This window comes from Neptuniibacter sp. CAU 1671 (assembly GCF_029222905.1).
GTDB lineage: Bacteria > Pseudomonadota > Gammaproteobacteria > Pseudomonadales > Balneatricaceae > Neptuniibacter.
In genome coordinates this window covers 133,893-154,424 of sequence record NZ_JARHUE010000002.1, presented here as the reverse complement: position 1 = coordinate 154,424, position 20,532 = coordinate 133,893, and the positions used below count along the sequence as shown (strand labels likewise).

Genomic DNA, 20,532 nt, shown 5'->3' with positions numbered 1-20,532 from the left:
ATAGGCCTTCACATGAACCCAAACCGAGCTCTCAACCAATATAAATCTGTTGGTTTAAATTCCGCGCTGGCCAATGCCACGCCTCACCAGCAGATTGCCATGCTGCTTAACGGCGCGCTGGAAAGGATTGCCACCGCTAAAGGTGCAATCAACAATAAGGATGCGGAGCTGAAAGGTAACTGCATCAGCAAAGCGATCACCATTATCGGCGGCCTGCAGGCATCCCTTGTAGATATTGAAAACAACGAAGTCGCGCAGAACCTGGACCGTCTCTACACCTACATGTACGAGACACTGATGAAGGCCAATATCGAGTCCTCACTCGAGAAGCTCGACGAAGTGGCCAAACTGCTGATTGAGATCAAAACCGGCTGGGAACAGATCCCGGCAGAGCATCACAACACTCAGTCGCCGAATGCCTGACACCCTCTCTGCCCGCGAGCAATGGCTGACCCAATACAAGGTTGTCAGCCAGATCCAGCAAACGATCATCACCAAGCTGGAAACACAGGACCCTGACCTGCTGCCTGAACTGGAAAATCTGGTTCGCCAACAGGATCAGGCGGTGCGCGCACTGCCTTTTCACCTGCTCAACGCAGACGATGTCACCGCTTTACAAACCGCTATCAACCAGTTGAGGCAAGACCATGATGCTCTGGTTGCGCTGTTTAGTGAAGCCCGCCGTGCCTTGCAGGAAAAATCCAGCAAGCTAAAACACAGCGGACGCAGCATAAAAGCGTATCAACAAACCCAGGATATTCAGAAAAAGCCATAATTTCTTGGCGCTTTGAATGATTTAGGCGTAGGTTTAATCTGTGTGCAACTGCAATAACAGATTATGAACTCCCTTGCCAACCTGCCCAAACAGAACGAACTTTTTGACCTGCTGACCCAGCTCTGCCAGGTCTCGATTGCTGTGGATGAAAACAGCAATATCACCTGGTTAAGTCCGGCCTATCGCACACTGATCGGGCTGGATATCGATACCGATTACACCGGCAAACACGTCGAGGAAGTGCTCCCCAACAGCCAACTCCCCCGTGTTGTGCAAAGCGGCAAACCCAGTTTTGTCGATCTGATGCAAATTAATGACCTGTGGTGTGTTGTGACCCGCCTGCCGATACGCAATCAGGACCAGCAGATCATCGGTGCAGTCGGTTTTGTTTTCTACGACGATATTGACGATTTACAGCCACTTTTCGACAAGTTTGCCTTACTGCGTCAGCGACTGGAGCAGGACAATATTCTCCGCTCCAGCCGCTATGCCCTTGAAGATATGATTGGCCAGTCTGCAGCAATCAAACAGATAAAACGACAAGCGCTGCGCGCGGCCCAACTGGACACGACCCTGTTGTTACTGGGCGAAACCGGCACCGGTAAAGAGCTGCTGGCCCAGGCGATTCACCATGCCTCTCCGCGGCATCACGGGCCCTTTGTTGGCATCAATATGGCTGCGCTTCCAGAGTCCTTAGCCGAGGCAGAGCTGTTTGGCACTGCCCCCGGCGCCTACACCGGCGCCGACAAAAAAGGCCGAAAAGGCAAAATCCAACTAGCCCATGGCGGCACTCTGTTTCTGGATGAAATTGCCGATATGCCTCTGGCTATGCAAGCCAAACTGCTGCGCGTTCTTCAGGAAAGAGAGGTCGAGGCATTAGGCTCAAACCGGCTTGAAAAAGTTGATGTTCGTGTTATTGCTGCAACCTCCACCGACCTGAAACAGATGGTAGACAACAACCAGTTCCGTGCAGATCTTTACTACCGTCTGAATGTGTTACCCATTCAGTTGCCACCGCTTCGGGAGCGCAAAGAGGACATTCCTGAGCTTTCACAACATATTCTGGAAAAGATTCAGCAGGCCACGCAGCTACCAGTCATCGCACTCTCTGCCCCAGCGATTGAGTGGCTGCAGCAATATCACTGGCCGGGCAATATTCGTGAGCTCTACAACCGACTAGAGCGGGGCTGCGTTCTGGCCGAGGGAAAAACCATTGAACCGGCCGACCTTGGCGCACTGGATGACCTGCCAGATGCTGGCCCACAACCCGATGACAGCTTACGTACAACCCGACAACAGGCGGAATGCCGAGCTTTACATAGCGCCATCCGCCGTTGTCATGGCAACAAAACGGAAGCCGCTGAATTACTAGGGATCTCACGCGCAACCCTTTACCTCAGGTTGAAAAGCTGCCGCCCTAGCCGTCTTGAAAAATAGACACTTCTCATCAAGATGTCTTATAAACAAGACATTACAGCAGCATAAGCTATGCCGTTATTAAATAAATCTTATTGATTTATCTAGATATTTTAACAATGGCCTCAGCTTTGCTGTATTGATTAACAGAACAAGAAAAACGTCCCCGGCAGGATTACTACATGGCAGACAAATTTATCAGTGCTGCAGAAGCGGCAGCGCTGATTCCAGACAACATTACACTCGCCACCGGCGGTTTTATTGGCATTGGTTTTGCTGAGGCTCTGGCGAAGGCGATTGAGCAGCGCTTTCTTGAGACCGGCTCTCCAAATAACCTGACGCTGTTTTATGCCGCCGGACAGGGCGATGCCAAAACCCGCGGCCTGAACCACTTTGGCCACGCAGGCATGGTTAAACGGGTTATAGGTGGCCACTGGGGCCTGGCCCCCAAGCTGGGCGAGCTCGCCATAAGTAACCAGATTGAGGCATACAATCTGCCACAGGGGGTCATCTGTCATATGTTTCGCGATATTGCAGCGGGCAAGCCGGGAACACTGACCCATGTCGGGCTACATACCTTTGTCGATCCCCGTGTCGAAGGCGGGCGCATCAATGAACGCTCAACAGAACCCCGGGTAGAACTACTGCAGGTCGCCGGCAAAGACTATCTGTTTTACCCGGCACTGCCGCTGCAGGTCGCCCTGCTCAGAGGCACTACCGCAGATGAGCACGGCAATATATCCATGGAACGGGAAGCTCTGCCGCTGGAAGCTCTGTCGATTGCCCAGGCGGTCCACAACAGTGGCGGCAAAGTATTTGTCCAGGTAGAACGCAGAACAGAATCGCATTCACTCACACCTGACCGCATCCGTATCCCGGGCATTCTGGTAGATCATGTGATTCTCTCAGCACCTGAAGATCACCCGCAAACCTTCGCGGAACAATACAACCCTACCTACACCGGCGAACTGCGCAGCTCACCCGGTGACAGCCTGAAAGCCCCACTGGATGCACGTAAGATTATCGGTCGCCGTGCCTTGCTGGAGCTTAAATCAGGTGCCACGGTGAATCTGGGTATCGGTATGCCAGAGATGGTGGCCATTGTTGCCGGCGAAGAAAACCGCCTGTCGGAGATCACCTTAACCGTTGAACCGGGTGGCATTGGCGGCCAACCAGCCAGCGGCTTGAGTTTTGGCGCAGTCAGTAACCCTGTCTCGATTATTGATCAACCGGCACAGTTTGATTTTTATGATGGCGGCGGACTGGATCAGGCCTTTCTTGGACTGGCAGAAACCTGCCCCGAGGGTCATGTCAACGTCAGCCGATTTGGTAACAAACTGGCTGGCGCCGGCGGCTTTATCAACATCACCCAGAACACCCGCGATCTCTATTTTCTGGGCACCTTCACTTCGGGCAATCAACTGCTTGAGGTCAGTGATGGCGCACTTCGCATTACCCAAAGCGGGCCAATGAAGAAATTCAGAACGCAAGTACAACAGATCACGTTTAACGGTCGCTACGCCATGCAACGCGGACAACGCGTCACCTTTATTACTGAGCGTGCCGTTTTCAGGCTGACCTCTGATGGATTAATGCTGACCGAAATTGCACCCGGCGTTTCACTGCAGCGGGACATTCTTGACCAGATGGAGTTTGAACCGCTGATAAGCCCGGAGCTGGCAGAAATGGATGCACAATTATTCAGGGATGAACCGATGTTTTGCAACAAGCCACACATTCCAGCCGTTAGCGATGATGCAGTGCTGCGAACCGAATGCACTAACGGTAAAAACCTTGAGGAGAACGATTCGCAACCCCGGCAGGGTTAGACCTTGCAACAAGGCGCCCTGCCCTTTTCCGTCCACCGTGGACAACAGCCACCCCTCTGAATCAACGCGTGTGCGGCGTTGTTGTGCATTGGCTGTTAACCACGGGAGAGGCCGGAGCCACATGCATGCCCGGGCATACCGTGATGCCAGGGCAGTGTCTCACATCCCGCCGGGTCCCTGCTAGCCTGGTATGTGAAAGCACTGCCCGCGCCCGTCAGCAGCGTGTTCAGCTCCGGTCTCGCGGGCGGCTTTTTAATGCCGCCCCAGATCAGACTGTTGCACAAAAGCCCCTTCTTTACCGGCCTATGCTATGTTTCAATGCAGCGCTAATTTTTCTCACCGCTTTTCTTCACACGAGCCACCATTTTGAATCTTTATCTGGATTCGGTGTTTTTCACCGCCAATATTGTTGCCCCCATTTTTGTAATTGTGATGCTGGGTTTCATCCTGCGCCGTGCCTCCATCATTGATGATGCCTTTGTTCTGACAGCCTCCAAGCTGGTGTTTGTGGTAACCCTGCCAACACTGGTGTTCATGTCGATCGCCCGCACCGATTTTCACGCTGTTTTCAATCCGGACCAGTTGCTGTTTGTGCTGTTTGGGACGCTGATCTTTTTTGCAGCACTGTGGTTTTTTGCCCGCCGGTTTATTCAGCGACCTGAAGATATAGGCGTGTTTATTCAGGGCAGTTTTCGCAGCAATTACGGCATTATTGGTCTGGCGATCAGCTATAACCTCTACGCTGATTCAGGGCTGGCGCAGGCCTCCCTGTTGCTGGCCATCGTCATTCCGCTGTTCAATGTATTATCGATACTGGCCTTAACCCTGCCGCATCAGAGCACCGACGGACGCCGCCTGAGCGGTGCCCTGCGTGAAGTGATCCGCAATCCGCTGATTATTGCCGTGCTGCTGGCGCTGCCCGTGTCCTATCTGAATATCGAATTGCCAGGCATAGTGCAGAGTTCCGGCAAGTACTTTGCCAATATGACCCTGCCACTGGCACTGTTAACCATCGGTGCTTCACTGAATATGGATAGCCTGAAGTCCACCTCGGGACAGGCGTTCTGGGCAACATTCAATAAGCTGATACTGATGCCGATTGGACTCACCATCGCAGCTTATGCCGTGGGTTTCCGGGGACAGGATCTGACCTTGCTGATGGTGTTGTTTGGCTGCCCGACAGCCGCCGCGAGTTTTGTGATGGCCAAAACCATGAAAGGCAACGCCGAGCTGGCCGCAAATATCATCCTTGCAACCACACTGGGCTCAGTGCTGACGTTGAGCACGGGTATCTATCTGATGCGTTTGTGGGGTGTGATTATCTAACTGTGCTGATCCTGATGGCCGGAACAGACCGGACAGGCCGGGTCTTTACGCAGTTTCATATCCCGCCACTCCATGGTTGATGCATCCAGCAGCAGCAATCTGCCTGCTAGCGTTCGCCCCACAGAGGCCAGTACTTTGAGTGCTTCCAGCGCCTGCACACTGCCGATGATACCCACCAGCGGAGACAGCACACCGGACTCGGAACAGGTCAGTGACTCTTCATCACCTTCGGTATACAGACAGCGATAACAGGGTGAATCAACCTGCAATGGATCATACACCGCCACCTGTCCTTCAAGACGAATCGCCGCACCGGATACCAGCGGTTTTTTGTGGGCAAAACAGGCCCGGTTCAGGGCAAAGCGGGTAGCAAAGTTATCGCTGCAATCCACCACTAGGTCGACAGTTGCCACCAGTCGGAACAGCGCCTGCTCATCCAGGGTTTCATAGAGGGTTTTGATGCGTACCTCTGGATTCAGGGCCGACAGGGCCTTGCGCGCCGAATCTACCTTGGGTTCACCAATACGTTTAGTGGTATGGGCAATCTGCCGCTGCAGATTACTGAGATCAACTTCATCGCCATCCACCAGCACCAGCTGACCAATACCGGCCGCGGCCAGATACATGGCCACCGGACTGCCAAGTCCACCCAGACCAACAATCAGCACGGTGGAATTCAGCCAGGTTTCCTGACCGTTGATATCCACCTCAGGCAACATTATCTGGCGGCTATAACGCAATAACTGCTCATCACTCAGCATGATCTACCTCGTTTTTTGTCCAGCGCCCACCGGTGACCCTATCCAGTCCTGCCAGGTCCTGTCGGGTCATCACATCACTGTAACCCAGCTCACTGAGGATGTCCCTGACAGACTCTGCCTGCTCAAAACCATGTTCGAACAGCAACCAGCCACCCGACACCAGATAGTCGCGCGCGGCTGTACTTATCATGCGTATATCAGCCAGTCCCTGTTCAGCAGCGACCAACGCAGTGGCGGGTTCAAACCGAAGATCACCGCTCACCAGATGCGGGTCATCCGGGGCGATGTAAGGGGGATTGCTCACCACCAGATCATACTGACCCTGATGCGGCTCAAACCAACTGCCCTTTACAACACGAACATTCGGCAGACCGAGCTTTTGACAGTTACGCTGCGCCAGCGCCACCGCTTCGGGTTTAAAGTCTGATGCCACCAGCTGCCAGTCGGGTCGTTCTGTCGCCAGCGCCAATGCAATAGCGCCGGTGCCAGTGCCCAGATCAGCTACCCGGGCCGGGCCTGATGGCCCCAATTCCAAAGCCACCTCAACCAAACGCTCTGTATCAGATCGCGGGATCAGGGTATCGGGTGACACCTCCAGCTCAAAGGTCCAGAACCCACGATGACCAATGATATGCGCCACCGGTTCACCCTGCAGACGACGGGACAGCATCTTTTCAAGCTCTGTCAGTTGCGCTTCGGACAGTTCAAATTCTGGCCAGGTAAACAAAAAACTGCGGGGCTTTTGCAGCAGATGACAGAGCAAAAGCTCCAGATCAACATCAGGCGTGTCACTGACCCGTGCCAGATCACGATTGCGCAACAACACCTGATCCAACCGCATCAGCTTTCCTCTGACAGCGCGCTCAACTGCTCCAGCTGGTATTCATGGCGCAACGGTTCGATCACATGCTGCAATTCACCGCCAATAATTTCAGGCAGCTTATAGAGGGTCAGGTTGATACGATGATCGGTTACCCGTCCCTGCGGATAGTTGTAGGTGCGAATACGTTCTGAACGATCACCACTGCCCACCAGGCTTTTACGGGTACTGGCCATGGTCGCTGCCTGTTTCTCTTGCTCTGCCGCTTTCAGGCGGGAGACCAGTAATGACATCGCCTTGGCGCGGTTTTTATGCTGCGAACGCTCTTCCTGACATTCAACCACCAGCCCGGTCGGCAGGTGGGTGATACGAATTGCAGAATCGGTTTTGTTAACATGCTGACCGCCCGCACCGGAGGCGCGGAAGGTATCAACCCGCAGGTCGGCTTTGTTGACTTCGACTTCAGCAGACTCATCCAGCTCAGGCATCACCGCCACAGTACAGGCGGAGGTATGGATACGGCCCTGGGACTCGGTTTCCGGTACACGCTGTACCCGGTGCGCCCCTGACTCAAACTTCAGCCGTGAATAAACATCCGTGCCAGCCACCCGGCTGATAATCTCTTTATAACCGCCATGCTCGCCTTCATTGGCACTGATCACTTCAACCCGCCAGCCCTGAGTTTCAGCAAAGCGTGAATACATGCGAAACAGATCACCGGCAAAAATTGCCGCTTCATCGCCGCCGGTACCGGCACGCACTTCCAGAAACACGTTACGGCCATCGTTCGGGTCTTTTGGCAGCAGTTGAATCTGCAGGGTATCTGTCAGCGCTTCAAGCCGGGTTTTCGCTTCCTGTAACTCTTCACGGGCCATCTCCCGCAGGTCAGGATCATCATCCTCCAGCATTAGCTGCGCCTCAGCCAGATCCTCTTGCGACTGACGGTAGAGGGCAAAGGTTTTCACCACCGGTTCCAGCTCAGCGTATTCAACCGAAAAATCACGAAAACGCGACTGATTCGAAATCACATCAGGTTCAGACAGCAGCACGGCAAGCTCTTCATATCGATCACTGAGCTTTTCGAGCTTATCAAGGATGGAGGTTTTCATTCAGAGAGATTCTTAGGGTCATCCAGCTGATGCAGTTCCTGCAGCAGATCCAGCAGATCTGTACGGCCATCAGCACTGGCCTGACGCAATTGTATGGTCGGTTGATGCAAAAATTTATTGGTCAGGCCGCGGGCGAACAGGCGCAACACCTCTTCCGCCGGCTTGCCGTTTTCCAGTTGACGCAGCGCTTTATCCAGCTCCTGATCCCGCATCTGTTCAGTCTTGCTGCGAAATGCCGTCAGCAGATCAACTGCATTCAGCGCCCGTAGCTGACGCATAAAGGCGTGGGTACCGGCCTCGATGATCTCTTCAGCTTCCATCGCCGCATTTTCACGACTGCGCTGGTTTTCTTCGATCACCTCACGCAGATCATCAACGGTATAGAGGTAGACATCGTCCAGCTCAGAGACCTGCTCTTCAATATCTCTGGGTACTGCAATATCCACCATAAAGATCGGACGATGTTTGCGTTTTTTCAGCGCCGCCTCAACCGCACCTTTACCCAGAATTGGCAGCTGACTGGCGGTGGAAGCAATCACAATATCGGCATCCACCAGTGCTTGAGGAATATCCCCCAGCAGAATGGCCTTGCCATCAAACTCTTTGGCCAGATCAATCGCTCGTCCCAGCGTGCGGTTGGCGACCGTCATATCTTTAACCCCGGCCTGGGCCAGATGCCTGGCAACCAGCTCAATGGTTTCACCAGCGCCAATCAACAGCGCCTTGCTGCGACTGAGATCGGCAAAAATGTGCTGCGCCAGACTGACAGCGGCATACGCAACAGAGACCGGGTTTTCACCAATAGCGGTGTCGGTGCGAACACGTTTAGCGATGGAAAAGGTGTGCTGAAACAGGCGACCCAGCTCTCCGCCCAAACGGCCATTTTCCTGAGAGAGACTGTGTGCAGATTTAAGCTGCCCGAGGATCTGAGGTTCACCCAACACCAGCGAATCAAGGCCACTGGCAACCCGCATCATATGGCGAACAGCATCTTCATCGGTATGACAGTAGGCGCATTGGCGCAACTCATCACGACTAACACCATGATAGTCACTCAGCCAGTCCAGCAAGCGTTCAGGCGTCTGGTGTTCTGCGGCGCAATACAACTCAGTCCGGTTACAGGTTGAGAGGATCACCAGTTCATGCAGATCGGCATACTCCGTGGCTGCAGACAGGGCATCCATCAGACGTTCCGGTGCAAATGCGACTTTCTCTCGCACCGCAACGGTTGCCGTCTTGTGATTTATGCCAAGCGCCAGTAATGCCATCTTAAGTGAATCCAGTACAAACAAGCGCGCTATGATACAACGCTTTGGGGCAAAGATTAAAACCGGTGCGCGAAATACACGTATTGACTGATTTAACTCAAATCCGTCCCGCTGATCGGCACTCAGTCAGCCCCGAAACATGCTGGCTGCCCGGCCATGCGACTGACGTGAGAGTTTACTCAAGGGCGAGCAGCGTTTGTTTAAGATCCTGGCGCAGGGCATGAATCTCCGCCGTCAGCGCCTCATTGGCAGACAGACTGCTGTCTCTGTCATCTGAACCCAGATCGCTGAAGCGGTCATGCCAGATCCCCTTTAGCCGGCCCGTCTGCTCGCCAATGTCCGTCGGCAGCAGCAGACTCAGATCCTGCATGTACTGCACATGCCCCCAGCCGACAATCGGATTACCCTCCCGACTACCCACATCATAATGGGCATGGTCAATCAGCAGCTGCAGCTTGGTTGCTTCACGTAGTATCTCAAATGCGGCATACCGCGTATTACGATTATCTTCCGTGCGCTCGGCACGGATTGTGTTCTGGGTGAGCGCGACAATCGCGATACAAAGACTCATCAGCGCAACACTGTTGCGCCTCAGAGAGGCGAAGAATCCATCCGGGCTAGAATTGGGCATATCAATCTCCTTCCACACTACGCTGTGTAAAGCTGTAGCACAGTACTGCAGAATCCGCCCAAAACACATCCAACCTGAGCGAACCGACGTAAAGAAAGGGTGTCTTACAAAGCGTAAACGATTGCTCTATAGTGGTTCTTTCGATGATTTTCTTGGTGCCCGGTTACGAATGAAAAAACTGTTCAGATCCTGTTTTATGCTGCCCCTCATTTTATCTGGCTGCAGTACGGTAACAGAGATATCCAGTCAGGCGGCCACCCAATCCACTGATCCCCAACCCACTGTAGCGACTCCGATCCCCGCCGCCGGTGAAGTCATCTATACACCGGGCGAATTTAATCAGGAATCCTTATACTCCCTGCTGGTTGCAGAGCTGGCGGGCCAGCGACGTCTGTTCCCACTGGCGCTGCAAAACTACCTGGATCAAGCGGAAAAAACCCGTGACCCAAGAGTCGCCGAACGGGCCGCTTACATTGCCCAGTTCCTTAACAACAGTGAGGGCGTGCTCAGCGCCAGCAAGATCTGGCGCGAAGTAGATCCGTCAAACGCCGAACCCTATCAGCTCGAGGCCACGGTTCACCTGCACCAGGGCAGGTTTGATCAGGCCCTGCCTCTGCTGCAGACAGCAATGCAGGAAGACAGCACCTCTATTCTGGCGCTGATCAGACGGCAAAGCAGCAAGCTAAGTGAACCTCAGCGCATACAATACATCGCAATGCTTGAACGTCAGGTCGCAGATAACCGTGATGATCCGGAGCTGCTTACCACGCTTGCGTTGCTCTATAGCCAGGCCGGTTATGCACTGAAAGCAGAAATCACCTATGACCAGGCGCTGGCGATTGAGCCTGACAATCTGGACATCCTGATCCAAAAAGCGGAATTACTGCACGATCACGGCGAAACCGTTCGCTCACTGGAGCTGGTGCGCCAGGCTTTTGAAAAACAACCGGACAATCGCCAGATCCACTTGCTCTATGTGCAACTTTTGTTCGGCAACAATCAATATCAAGCGGCTGTAAAACAAGCCGTTGATCTGCGTAATAACAACCCGGAAGACAGCAAACTGGCCTACTATCTGGCACTGCTGATGCTAGAAAACCGCCAGTTTGATGCCGCCCGGATCGCTTTGCACGACCTGCTGACACTCAAACCGGACGACAGCTCACCCCACTATTATCTTGGCTATATCGCCCAGCAGAAAAAAGAAACCGCACTGGCTCTGGAGCATTACCTCCAGGTCACCTCCGGCAATAACCTGCTGCAATCCCGCTCGCGGGCGGTCGCGCTGCTGGATCAGCCCGATGACAAGCACGAAGTCTTCGCCATTCTGGAAAACGCCAGGGAGGCTTATCCGGAACTGACGACTGATCTCTACATGCTGCAGTCTGAATGGCTGGATGCACATGGCATGCGGGCTGAGGGCATTGAGGTTCTGAACACTGCATTGAAAGAACTGGGGGATAACCCTGATCTGCTCTACAGTCGCGCCATGCTGATTGAAGCAACTGATTTCAGACAGGCGGAAAAAGATCTGCGCAAGATTCTTAAACAGGACCCGCAAAATGCGATGACCCTGAATGCGCTGGGTTACACCCTGACCCTGCATACGAAACGTTATGAAGAAGCCTATGACCTGATCAGCGCCGCCCTGCGCCTCAAGCCCGACGATGCGGCGATTCTCGATTCCATGGGCTGGATTCTCTTTTTGCGTGGCGCCGTCAGCGAATCTATTCCTTATCTTGAACTGGCCTATGAGCGTCATCCGGATCCGGAAGTCGCCGCCCATCTGGTGCAGGCATACTGGTATGCCAAACAGCAAAGAAAAGCGCTGGACCTGCTGCAAACAGCTCTGAACAAAGCACCGGACAACCCACATCTGATCAAAACCAAGGCACTGCTGGAGCAAGAGCCAACACAATGAAACAATGGATTGTTATTCTGCTGACCGGTCTGATTCTGGCCGGTTGTAGTAGCTCGCCGAAATTATCTGCTCCAGCTGATAGCTGGGAACAACAGCAACAGGCACTGCGGCAAATGCAGGACTGGACCCTGAGCGGCAAGATCGGATTCAGAACGCCATCAGACAGCCAGTCAGCGAACCTGAAATGGATCCAACACCAGCAACGCTATCAGATAGACATACGCGGCCCCTGGGGTCAGGGTGGTGCCTCTATCTACGGTGAACCCGGTGCAGTCACCGTAGATGCGTCTGGCGAAGGCATTTTCAGAGGTGAATCACCCGACGCTCTGCTGGCTGAACACCTCGGCTGGGAACTGCCCGTCAGTCAGTTTTACTGGTGGATACGCGGCTTGCCCGCCCCTGGACCCAGCGAAACCCTGCTGCTGGATCAGAACCGTCTCAGCCAGCTCAGTCAGGCGGGCTGGAAGGTTGAATATCTGGACTATCACAACGGCAACCCAAACCTGCCGCGCAAACTCAAACTGCACTATGGCAAGCTGACCATACTGATCGTCATACATGACTGGACAACCGGCGTCGCGCCTGATGTCTAGGCCGTTTCTGGTTTGACTTTGCCAAACTGATCTTGGATAATCTGCGCCTCTTTAAACGGAGGCCGTCCTCCATAGGAGCAACGTTGGGGTATCGCCAAGCGGTAAGGCACTGGATTCTGATTCCAGCATGCGGAGGTTCGAATCCTCCTACCCCAGCCAATAACCCATGAACGGTTTCCAAACTAACCCCGAATCAACTACTGTCGAGAAGGTGCACACCGTGTCACAGATGATGGTTTTCACCGGAAATGCCAACCCTGAACTTGGCATCAAGGTGGTAGAACGCCTGGATGTCCCAATGGGACAGGCGAACGTAGGTCGCTTCAGCGATGGCGAAGTCAGCGTTGAAATCCAGGAAAACGTCCGTGGTAAGGATGTGTTTATCATCCAGTCCACCTGTGCCCCAACTAACGACAACCTGATGGAACTGATCGTGATGGCTGACGCCCTGCGTCGTGCCTCCGCCGGTCGTATCACTGCAGTGGTGCCGTACTTCGGCTATGCCCGTCAGGATCGCCGCCCGCGTTCAGCGCGTGTACCGATCAGCGCCAAGGTGGTTGCAGACATGATGTCGACCGTAGGTATTGACCGCGTGCTGACCGTTGACCTGCACGCCGACCAGATTCAGGGTTTTTTCAGCATCCCGGTAGATAACGTTTACGGCTCTCCGGTACTGCTGGACGATATTTCCGATCAGGAATACGACAACATCATGGTTGTTTCTCCTGACGTAGGCGGTGTAGTACGTGCACGTGCCGTTGCCAAACAGCTGGACTGCGATCTGGCGATCATCGACAAGCGTCGTGAACGTGCCAACGAGTCTCAGGTAATGAACATCATCGGTGACGTTAAAGGTCGTACCTGCGTACTGGTTGACGACATGTGTGATACCGCCGGCACCCTGTGCAAGGCTGCCAAAGCACTGAAAGACAACGGTGCTGCGCGGGTTATCGCCTATGCCACCCACGCCGTACTCTCCGGCCCGGCCATCAACAATGTAAATGGCTCTGAACTGGATGAACTGGTTGTCACCGATACCATTCCGCTGTCGGATGAGGCGAAGAAAAGCGCCAAGATCCGTCAGCTGACACTGGCACCTCTGCTGGCTGAAGCCGTGCGCCGTGTCTGCAATGAAGAATCCATCAGCGCGATGTTCCGTTAAGAAGATCGCCTGAAATTACGCTGATCTACGGATCAGACTATCGCCCCTCGGGGTAACAAGATCTGCAAGACCTGGTCGCAAGGTGTTGCAGATTGTTTTTTAAAGGTAAGTAAAAATGTCTAACTTTGTAGTAAACGCTGTAGCACGTGAAGACGAAGGGAAAGGTGCGAGCCGCCGCCTGCGTCGTGCTGGTCTGGTTCCTGGTATTGTGTACGGTGGTGACAAGCGCAAAAAGCCTTCTGCCATCTCCCTGCAGAACAACGAACTGGTTAAAATGCTGGAAGACCAGACTTTCTTCTCCTCTCTTCTGACTCTGAAACTGGACGACAAAGAAGAGCAGGTGATCATCAAAGATCTGCAGCGTCACCCATCCAAGCCTGTTGTACTGCACGCTGACTTTCAGCGCGTGACCAAAACCAACAAAATCAAGATCACTGTACCGATCAAATTTGTTGGCTTCGAAAAGTCACCTGCTTCCAAAGCAGCCTGCAAATTTGCAGCTGAGAAAAACACTGCAGAAATTCTGTGTCTGCCAACAGATCTGCCAGAATTTGTTGAAGTTAACCTGTCTGTTTGCCAGAACGACCAGGTTCTTCACCTGTCTGACATCTCTCTGCCAGCAGGTGTTGAAATTGTTGCTCTGCGCCGCGGTGAAGACCACGACCAGGGTATCGGCTACGTATACGCTCCACGTGGCGCTCGCGCTGCTAAGTAATCGTGACCGATTGCGGCCGGCATGAATGACAAGATTGAGCTGATCGTTGGCCTCGGCAACCCCGGGGCCCGATACGCCCAGACCCGTCACAATGCCGGTGCTGAGTTTGTCGAGCAGCTTGCTGCTCGACATAACTCTCCTCTCAAGGCCGAATCCCGTTACCACGGCCTGTATGCCAAGATTTTACTCTCGGGCCAACCGGTCCACCTGTTAGTCCCCACCACCTTTATGAACCTCAGCGGTCAGGCCGTTGCTGCCTTAGCCGGGTTCTACAAGATTCCGCCTGAATCGATTCTGGTCGCTCATGATGAGCTAGACCTGCCGCCGGGCGTGGCCCGCTTTAAACAGGGCGGTGGACATGGCGGGCATAATGGCCTGCGGGACATTATCAGCAAACTGGGTAACAACAAGAATTTTTATCGCCTGCGGCTAGGCATCGGTCATCCGGGCCACAGCAGTCAGGTGAGTAACTTTGTACTGGGTAAAGCACCCGTGCAGGAACGTGAAGCAACTCAGGCCGCCAGTGATGAAGCTGAACGCTACATCGACCTGGCCATTAAAGGCGCTTGGGGCCAGGCCATGAACCAGCTGCACACATTTTCCGCTTCTTAAACTATTCGCAGAGGACAGATCAGATGGGATTCAAATGCGGTATCGTAGGTCTGCCAAATGTCGGCAAATCCACACTTTTTAATGCGCTGACCAAAAACGGCATCGCCGCTGAAAACTTTCCATTCTGTACCATTGAGCCGAACGCCGGCACAGTGGCCATGCCTGATCCACGACTGGATACACTGGCCAAGATTGTCAAACCTGAGCGTGTCGTCCCCACCACCATGGAGTTTGTGGATATTGCTGGCCTGGTAGCAGGCGCATCCAAGGGCGAAGGCCTGGGCAACAAGTTTCTGGCCAATATCCGCGAAACCGACGCCATTGCGCATGTCGTGCGCTGTTTTGAAGACAGCAATGTGATCCATGTCGCCAACAAAATCGATCCGATTGATGATATTGAAACCATCAACCTGGAACTGGCGATGGCGGATCTTGAGTCAGCAGAAAAACAGCTGCAACGTATCCAGCGCGCTGCAAAAGGCGGTGACAAGGAAGCCGTTGCCCAGAAAGCGATGCTTGAGCGACTCATCCCTCATCTGGAAGAGGGCAAACCCGTGCGCTCGCTGGCAATGGACAGCAACGAACTGAAGATTGTTAAAGGCTTTCACCTGCTGACCATCAAACCCACCATGTACATCGCGAACGTGGACGAAAATGGCTTCGAAAACAATCCGCACCTTGATGCGGTAGTCAAACTGGCCGAGTCTGAAGGCGCAGAGGTTGTGACTATCTGCAACAAACTGGAAGCAGAGATTGCCGAACTGGATGATGAAGAGCGCGATATGTTCCTGGAGGAGCTGGGTATGAATGAAGCGGGTCTTGATCGCGTTATCCGTGCCGGTTACAGCCTGCTGGGACTGCAGACCTACTTCACTGCCGGTGTAAAAGAAGTGCGTGCCTGGACCGTTAAAATTGGCGCTACCGCACCTCAGGCCGCTGGCGTCATCCACACCGACTTTGAAAAAGGTTTTATCCGTGCCGAAACCATCGCCTATAACGACTTTGTCGGTTTTAAGGGCGAGCAGGGTGCTAAAGATGCCGGTAAATGGCGTCTGGAAGGCAAGGAATATATCGTAAAAGACGGCGATGTAATCCACTTCCGCTTCAATGTCTGATGCTTTTTTAAGCAGCCGTTGATCAAAAAAAGGCCCGCGCAAATGCGGGCCTTTTTTGTCGGCATAGCAACCGGTTTTTCGCTGGCTAAACGGTTGACATAAAACGCCCAAAAGGGAATAATTCGCGCCTCTGAAACATGGCAATATAGCTCAGTTGGTTAGAGCAACGCATTCATAATGCGTGGGTCGCAGGTTCGAGTCCCGCTATTGCCACCATGTTTCGGGCGTTGCTGGGGTATAGCCAAGCGGTAAGGCAACGGGTTTTGATCCCGTCATGCGGAGGTTCGAATCCTCCTACCCCAGCCACTTTCCTGCGTGGCAATATAGCTCAGTTGGTTAGAGCAACGCATTCATAATGCGTGGGTCGCAGGTTCGAGTCCCGCTATTGCCACCATTCTTGTGTCATATCAGACACACCCGGTTACTGGGGTATCGCCAAGCGGTAAGGCACTGGATTCTGATTCCAGCATGCGGAGGTTCGAATCCTCCTACCCCAGCCAACTTCTCTGCACACTCACACACCGCAATACCTGATAAAGCTACGCCGTATGCCTGGATGAGAACCGTTAGAGGTTCAACACATTACAACGTAGTGTGCGACAAGCAGCTCTGCTGCGCAGCCCGCAGGGGACGTAACGCCCAAAGGCGGTACGGATCCATCCTCCCACCCCAGCCAACTTCTCTCACACTCACACACCCTAATACCTGATAAAGCTCCACCGTATGCCTGGATGAGAACCGTTAAAGGTTCGACACATTACAACGCAATGTGCAACAAGCAGCTCTGCTGCGCAGCCCGCAGGGGACGTAACGCCCAAAGGTGGTACGGATCCATCCTCCTACCCCAGCCAACGTCTCGGCTCACCTGAATCCCTAACTGTTTAATCCCTTCAGCACAGCAAAGAATCACGCATAACTATTTGAATTTAGACGAATAGCCGATTTTTTTACTTATGAAGGACAGTTACGTCAAAGCAGATATACTGATATAAAGGAACAACACTCTGTAGAAGAACAATTCTAAAAAAGCTGCATAACAGGGTTACTGTTGTGCCAAACTGACTGCAGGAGCTCGCTGTACATGTCATCTGCACTGTTTGAAGCCAATCAACAACTGGAGCAGTTCAGCGCCTATGCCCGTCGCGGCCAACGGCTGAACAAAGATATCCAGATCCTGTTTCTGGGCATTCCCACGGAGCGCTCAGCGCATCTTTTGAATCTGCTGCGCTCCGTTCGGCTCTCGCCTCGCGGCCGTGATATCACCAGCATTGAGGAACTGAATAGTGCGCTGAGCGAACGGTCATGGGACCTGCTGCTGCTGGATGAAACACTCTCCGGTGTTGGTTTTGAAGAACTGAAAAACACCCTAAGCCAACGCAACCGTGACATTCCAATTATCAAAACGATTGCCAGCATGGAGCCTGACGCACTGGCCAATGCCCTTGGCCAGGACGCCGATTGCGTCATTCCGGATGATAATGATTGCCTGGCACTCAATCTTATTCAGCGCGAACTGCAATACCTGCAAACCCGAAAACAGTTGCGTAAGGCACAGGCAGACCTGAGTGACTGTGAAGAACATATCCGACAGCTGATCAGTGAAGCCTCCCTGCCAATGCTGCTGTGTCGGGATGGGCGCATCTGCAATGTAAATAACAGCCTGCTGGATTTTTTAGGCTTTGCAGAAACCGATGAACTGGAAGGGCAGAACTTCAACAGCATCATCGCCAAGGGCAATCGACGCGACTTCTCTACCCTGCTGCGCAATTTCGAAAACAGTGATGGCTTTGAATACTGCATCAATTTACCGGTGGTAAGGGCAGACCAGTCTGAGCTGAACAGCCGCATTGTACTGCGAAAGTTACGGCTGCAAGACCAGCTCACCCTTCAGGCCACCCTCTATGCTAAAAATATCATTACTGAAAATATTCTGCTGGAGGGCATCGATTATCTATCCGGGCTGTATAACCGCAGCTACCTGAATAAAGAGCTCAGTTATGTCATCCACAAAGCATTGGATGGCGGCCATGACTGCAATCTGCTCTATATCTGTCTGGATAACTATCAGGATGTAGAAAAACAGCAAGGTGAAGAGACGGTGGAGCAACTGGTGCGCAACGTCGCGCAACTGCTCCAGAGCCAGATCAACCGGGTACACCTTATCGCCAGAGCCGAGTCAGATGCGTTTGCACTGATCTACTTTGATTCCAGCACTGAAAAATCACTGCAACTGGCAAAAAAACTGCGCCGCGAAATCCGGCGTGTTGAAGTTGAAACCGCCGACGGCACTATCAATACAAGCTGCTCTATCAGTGTCTCACCGATCAACGACAACACCCCTGGGCGGGATGAAATGCTGCAGCAGGCGGCTGAACATGCCCGCCAGCTCAGTCAGACGAAAAAAGGCGATGCCGTTGGTCTGGTGTCGCAGCGCCTGGAAAAGGCCAATCAGGACAATGATACGCTGACCCGCAAGCTGTGGATTCTGGTGAATGAAAGCAGTCTGCAACTGATGTTCCAGCCAATTGTGGAGATGAACCCCACTTCCAGCGGCATGCAATATTACGAAGTGCTGCTTCGGTTTATAGATGGACGCAACAAAGCGCTCTCCCCCAGCGGACTGATGCAGCGCATTACCGATCCGGAACTGAAAATTGCCATCGACCGCTGGGTCATTGAACACAGCCTACTGGCACTCAAGGCAACCGGCACCAGCAGCCAGCAACGTCTGGCAATAAGCCTGACGCATCGAACCATGCTGCATCCGGAAACACTGGTCTGGCTGGCTGATCGCCTTCGCGAACACAAGCTCAGTGCCAGCAGTTTGATTTTTCAGATTAGCGAAACCGACATCGGACTGGATCTTGAATCGATCCGGATTTTCACGCAGGAACTGGCCAATATGAATTGCCAGGTGTGTATCAAACACTTTGGCAGCGCCCCCAACTCCAACGACATCCTTAAACGGGTTAAATCCAATTTCGTGAAGCTGGATGGCTCATACATCCGCGATCTGCATGACAACTCAAGCTTTGATACCAGCTTCCGCACTACCGTGAATAAACTGAAAGCACTGGAAAAACAGGTGATTGCGCCCATGGTCGAAGACACACAGGTGATGTGTAAACTCTGGAAAGCCGGGGTCGACTTTATTCAGGGGTATTACCTGCAGCCCCCCAAAGATGCCATGGACTATGACTTCTTTGAAGGGCGCTAAAAAGGCTTACTGTTCGCCTTCCAGCGTATCTCTGTCCCGGAAGCCGATAAGGTAAAGGATGCCATCCAACCCCAGGGTGCTGATGGATTGTTTGGCACTCTGCCGCACCAACGGTTTAGCTCTGAAGGCAATGCCCAAACCCGCAATCGACAACATCGGCAGGTCATTGGCCCCGTCGCCAACCGCAATGGTCTGCTCCAGACGAATGCCTTCTTTTTCCGCAATGCTGCGTAATAGCTCGGCTTTGCGCTCGCCGTTAACGATGGCACCTTTGACTTCACCGGTGACCTTTCCATCCACAACATCCAGGTCATTGGCATAGACATAATCAAAGCCCAGACGTTTCTGCAGGCGTTCGGCAAAGTAGTTAAAGCCGCCAGACAGGATCGCTGTTTTAAAGCCCAGCGCTTTAAGGTTGGCCACCAGTTGCTCTGCACCTTCTGTCATCGGCAGACGCTCTGCAATCGATTCCAGTACGCTCACATCCAGCCCTTTTAACAACGCCATACGGCGACGGAAGCTTTCGTTGAAATCGATCTCGCCACGCATCGCCGCTTCAGTAATTTCAGCCACCTGCTCACCTACGCCCGCTTCCTTGGCAAGCTCATCAATCACCTCAGCTTCGATCAGGGTAGAGTCCATATCAAATACCACCAGTCGGCGGTTACGGCGATAGATATTGTCCTCCTGGAAGGCGATATCAATATCCAGATCGCTGGCGACTTTCAGAAACTCTGCCCGCAGTGCCGCCGTATCCCGTGGCGCACCACGCACGGAAAATTCAACGCAGGCTTTACTGCGACTCGGCTGATCATCCAGACTGATACGACCGGAAAGACGGCTAATATTATCAATATTCAAGCCATGATCAGCCGCAATCCGCGTGACTGCCGCAATATGATGGGCGCTGAGTTTGCGGGATAACAGTGTGATGATGTGACGTGACTTACCCTGCCCCTCAACCCAATGGGCATAGCTGGCGGCCTCAATCGGCTGAAAACGGATATTCATGTTCAGCTCATGCGCCTTGAACAGCACGTCACGCAGCATCGGCGAGGATTCAGCCTGATGGGTCACTTCAACCAGAATGCCCAGTGAAAGTGTGTTATGAATAACCGCCTGGCCGATATCCAGAATATTCAGATGATACTCCGCCAGAATTTGCGTCATAGCAGAGGTAACACCCGGTTTATCTTCACCGGAGATGGTAAGCAGAATAATCTCTTTCATTTAGGATTCCCGCAGGCAGGTAACGGCGGCGA

General features: G+C 53.2%; 18 protein-coding genes and 5 tRNA genes. 17 read left to right on the top strand and 6 right to left on the bottom strand.

Annotated features, from left to right (window positions below):
• The first annotated feature begins 12 nt into the window (after positions 1-12).
• The 5 genes from fliS to P2G53_RS04655 all read left to right on the top strand — a co-directional run bounded on the left by fliS (position 13) and on the right by P2G53_RS04655 (position 5,346).
• Positions 13-423: a flagellar export chaperone FliS gene (fliS, locus tag P2G53_RS04675; RefSeq protein WP_275814520.1), complete on the top strand. Its 411-nt coding sequence runs from the start codon at positions 13-15 to the stop codon at positions 421-423.
• Complete coding sequence (locus P2G53_RS04670; RefSeq protein ID WP_275814517.1) at positions 416-775, top strand: hypothetical protein; 360 nt, start codon at positions 416-418, stop codon at positions 773-775. The genes fliS and P2G53_RS04670 overlap by 8 nt, the downstream gene beginning before the upstream one ends.
• 63 nt (positions 776-838) lie before the next feature.
• Positions 839-2,212 carry a sigma 54-interacting transcriptional regulator gene (locus P2G53_RS04665; protein ID WP_275814513.1) on the top strand — a complete coding sequence of 458 codons (1,374 nt, stop codon included), beginning with the start codon at positions 839-841 and terminating at the stop codon, positions 2,210-2,212.
• 161 nt (positions 2,213-2,373) lie between these two features.
• Positions 2,374-4,020, top strand: coding sequence for an acyl CoA:acetate/3-ketoacid CoA transferase (locus P2G53_RS04660; RefSeq protein ID WP_275814510.1), 1,647 nt, complete (start codon positions 2,374-2,376; stop codon positions 4,018-4,020).
• 366 nt (positions 4,021-4,386) lie between these two features.
• The gene (locus P2G53_RS04655) at positions 4,387-5,346 is read left to right on the top strand and encodes an AEC family transporter (protein WP_275814507.1); all 960 of its coding nucleotides are present in this window, start codon (positions 4,387-4,389) and stop codon (positions 5,344-5,346) included.
• Here P2G53_RS04655 and P2G53_RS04650 read toward each other — a convergent pair.
• The 5 genes from P2G53_RS04650 to P2G53_RS04630 form a co-directional block, all read right to left on the bottom strand.
• Positions 5,343-6,107: a molybdopterin-synthase adenylyltransferase MoeB gene (locus tag P2G53_RS04650; RefSeq protein ID WP_275814504.1), complete on the bottom strand. Its 765-nt coding sequence runs from the start codon at positions 6,105-6,107 to the stop codon at positions 5,343-5,345. The genes P2G53_RS04655 and P2G53_RS04650 overlap by 4 nt on opposite strands.
• Positions 6,097-6,948, bottom strand: a complete 852-nt coding sequence (gene prmC, locus P2G53_RS04645) for a peptide chain release factor N(5)-glutamine methyltransferase (RefSeq protein WP_275814501.1) — start codon at positions 6,946-6,948, stop codon at positions 6,097-6,099. Before prmC ends, P2G53_RS04650 begins: the two co-directional genes overlap by 11 nt.
• On the bottom strand, positions 6,948-8,036 hold the full coding sequence (gene prfA / locus P2G53_RS04640; RefSeq protein ID WP_275814498.1) for a peptide chain release factor 1: 1,089 nt from the start codon (positions 8,034-8,036) through the stop codon (positions 6,948-6,950). The genes prmC and prfA overlap by 1 nt, the downstream gene beginning before the upstream one ends.
• Positions 8,033-9,304 (bottom strand): glutamyl-tRNA reductase, encoded by a 1,272-nt coding sequence (gene hemA, locus P2G53_RS04635; RefSeq protein ID WP_275814496.1) that lies wholly within the window; start codon positions 9,302-9,304, stop codon positions 8,033-8,035. The genes prfA and hemA overlap by 4 nt, the downstream gene beginning before the upstream one ends.
• Before the next feature lie 175 nt (positions 9,305-9,479).
• On the bottom strand, positions 9,480-9,935 hold the full coding sequence (locus P2G53_RS04630) for a hypothetical protein (RefSeq protein WP_275814493.1): 456 nt from the start codon (positions 9,933-9,935) through the stop codon (positions 9,480-9,482).
• Between the two features lie 196 nt (positions 9,936-10,131).
• Here P2G53_RS04630 and P2G53_RS04625 point away from each other — a divergent pair, with 196 nt between their 5' ends.
• The 12 genes from P2G53_RS04625 to P2G53_RS04570 all read left to right on the top strand — a co-directional run bounded on the left by P2G53_RS04625 (position 10,132) and on the right by P2G53_RS04570 (position 19,270).
• A complete protein-coding gene (locus P2G53_RS04625) occupies positions 10,132-11,856 on the top strand; it encodes a tetratricopeptide repeat protein (RefSeq protein ID WP_275814491.1) in 1,725 nt (574 codons plus the stop codon).
• A complete protein-coding gene (gene lolB, locus P2G53_RS04620) occupies positions 11,853-12,449 on the top strand; it encodes a lipoprotein insertase outer membrane protein LolB (protein WP_275814488.1) in 597 nt (198 codons plus the stop codon). Before P2G53_RS04625 ends, lolB begins: the two co-directional genes overlap by 4 nt.
• 84 nt (positions 12,450-12,533) lie before the next feature.
• Positions 12,534-12,608: transfer RNA gene (locus P2G53_RS04615), tRNA-Gln, on the top strand.
• A gap of 61 nt (positions 12,609-12,669) precedes the next feature.
• Positions 12,670-13,611, top strand: coding sequence for a ribose-phosphate pyrophosphokinase (locus tag P2G53_RS04610; RefSeq protein WP_275814485.1), 942 nt, complete (start codon positions 12,670-12,672; stop codon positions 13,609-13,611).
• Between the two features lie 115 nt (positions 13,612-13,726).
• On the top strand, positions 13,727-14,326 hold the full coding sequence (locus P2G53_RS04605) for a 50S ribosomal protein L25/general stress protein Ctc (protein ID WP_275814483.1): 600 nt from the start codon (positions 13,727-13,729) through the stop codon (positions 14,324-14,326).
• A 21-nt stretch (positions 14,327-14,347) separates the two neighbouring features.
• Positions 14,348-14,938 (top strand): aminoacyl-tRNA hydrolase, encoded by a 591-nt coding sequence (pth, locus tag P2G53_RS04600; RefSeq protein WP_275814480.1) that lies wholly within the window; start codon positions 14,348-14,350, stop codon positions 14,936-14,938.
• Positions 14,939-14,961: 23 nt separating this feature from the next.
• The gene (gene ychF / locus P2G53_RS04595) at positions 14,962-16,053 is read left to right on the top strand and encodes a redox-regulated ATPase YchF (protein WP_275814477.1); all 1,092 of its coding nucleotides are present in this window, start codon (positions 14,962-14,964) and stop codon (positions 16,051-16,053) included.
• Between the two features lie 139 nt (positions 16,054-16,192).
• Positions 16,193-16,269, top strand: a tRNA-Met gene (locus P2G53_RS04590).
• 15 nt (positions 16,270-16,284) lie between these two features.
• Positions 16,285-16,359, top strand: a tRNA-Gln gene (locus tag P2G53_RS04585).
• A gap of 11 nt (positions 16,360-16,370) precedes the next feature.
• Positions 16,371-16,447 (top strand) — tRNA-Met (locus P2G53_RS04580).
• A 31-nt stretch (positions 16,448-16,478) separates the two neighbouring features.
• Positions 16,479-16,553 (top strand) — tRNA-Gln (locus P2G53_RS04575).
• Positions 16,554-17,134: 581 nt separating this feature from the next.
• A complete protein-coding gene (locus tag P2G53_RS04570) occupies positions 17,135-19,270 on the top strand; it encodes an EAL domain-containing protein (RefSeq protein ID WP_275814474.1) in 2,136 nt (711 codons plus the stop codon).
• 6 nt (positions 19,271-19,276) lie between these two features.
• Here P2G53_RS04570 and serB read toward each other — a convergent pair whose 3' ends face one another.
• Complete coding sequence (serB, locus tag P2G53_RS04565; RefSeq protein WP_275814472.1) at positions 19,277-20,500, bottom strand: phosphoserine phosphatase SerB; 1,224 nt, start codon at positions 20,498-20,500, stop codon at positions 19,277-19,279.
• Positions 20,501-20,532: the final 32 nt, after the last annotated feature.

What these genes read in the sequence shown, in the direction of transcription:
- fliS (WP_275814520.1), top strand. Translation starts at nt 13, where the DNA reads ATGAACCCAAACCGAGCTCTCAACCAATATAAATCTGTTGGTTTAAAT.
- P2G53_RS04670 (WP_275814517.1), top strand. Translation starts at nt 416, where the DNA reads ATGCCTGACACCCTCTCTGCCCGCGAGCAATGGCTGACCCAATACAAG.
- P2G53_RS04665 (WP_275814513.1), top strand. Translation starts at nt 839, where the DNA reads ATGAACTCCCTTGCCAACCTGCCCAAACAGAACGAACTTTTTGACCTG.
- P2G53_RS04660 (WP_275814510.1), top strand. Translation starts at nt 2,374, where the DNA reads ATGGCAGACAAATTTATCAGTGCTGCAGAAGCGGCAGCGCTGATTCCA.
- P2G53_RS04650 (WP_275814504.1), bottom strand. Translation starts at nt 6,107, where the DNA reads ATGCTGAGTGATGAGCAGTTATTGCGTTATAGCCGCCAGATAATGTTG.
- prmC (WP_275814501.1), bottom strand. Translation starts at nt 6,948, where the DNA reads ATGCGGTTGGATCAGGTGTTGTTGCGCAATCGTGATCTGGCACGGGTC.
- prfA (WP_275814498.1), bottom strand. Translation starts at nt 8,036, where the DNA reads ATGAAAACCTCCATCCTTGATAAGCTCGAAAAGCTCAGTGATCGATAT.
- hemA (WP_275814496.1), bottom strand. Translation starts at nt 9,304, where the DNA reads ATGGCATTACTGGCGCTTGGCATAAATCACAAGACGGCAACCGTTGCG.
- P2G53_RS04630 (WP_275814493.1), bottom strand. Translation starts at nt 9,935, where the DNA reads ATGCCCAATTCTAGCCCGGATGGATTCTTCGCCTCTCTGAGGCGCAAC.
- P2G53_RS04625 (WP_275814491.1), top strand. Translation starts at nt 10,132, where the DNA reads ATGCTGCCCCTCATTTTATCTGGCTGCAGTACGGTAACAGAGATATCC.
- lolB (WP_275814488.1), top strand. Translation starts at nt 11,853, where the DNA reads ATGAAACAATGGATTGTTATTCTGCTGACCGGTCTGATTCTGGCCGGT.
- P2G53_RS04605 (WP_275814483.1), top strand. Translation starts at nt 13,727, where the DNA reads ATGTCTAACTTTGTAGTAAACGCTGTAGCACGTGAAGACGAAGGGAAA.
- pth (WP_275814480.1), top strand. Translation starts at nt 14,348, where the DNA reads ATGAATGACAAGATTGAGCTGATCGTTGGCCTCGGCAACCCCGGGGCC.
- ychF (WP_275814477.1), top strand. Translation starts at nt 14,962, where the DNA reads ATGGGATTCAAATGCGGTATCGTAGGTCTGCCAAATGTCGGCAAATCC.
- P2G53_RS04570 (WP_275814474.1), top strand. Translation starts at nt 17,135, where the DNA reads ATGTCATCTGCACTGTTTGAAGCCAATCAACAACTGGAGCAGTTCAGC.
- serB (WP_275814472.1), bottom strand. Translation starts at nt 20,500, where the DNA reads ATGAAAGAGATTATTCTGCTTACCATCTCCGGTGAAGATAAACCGGGT.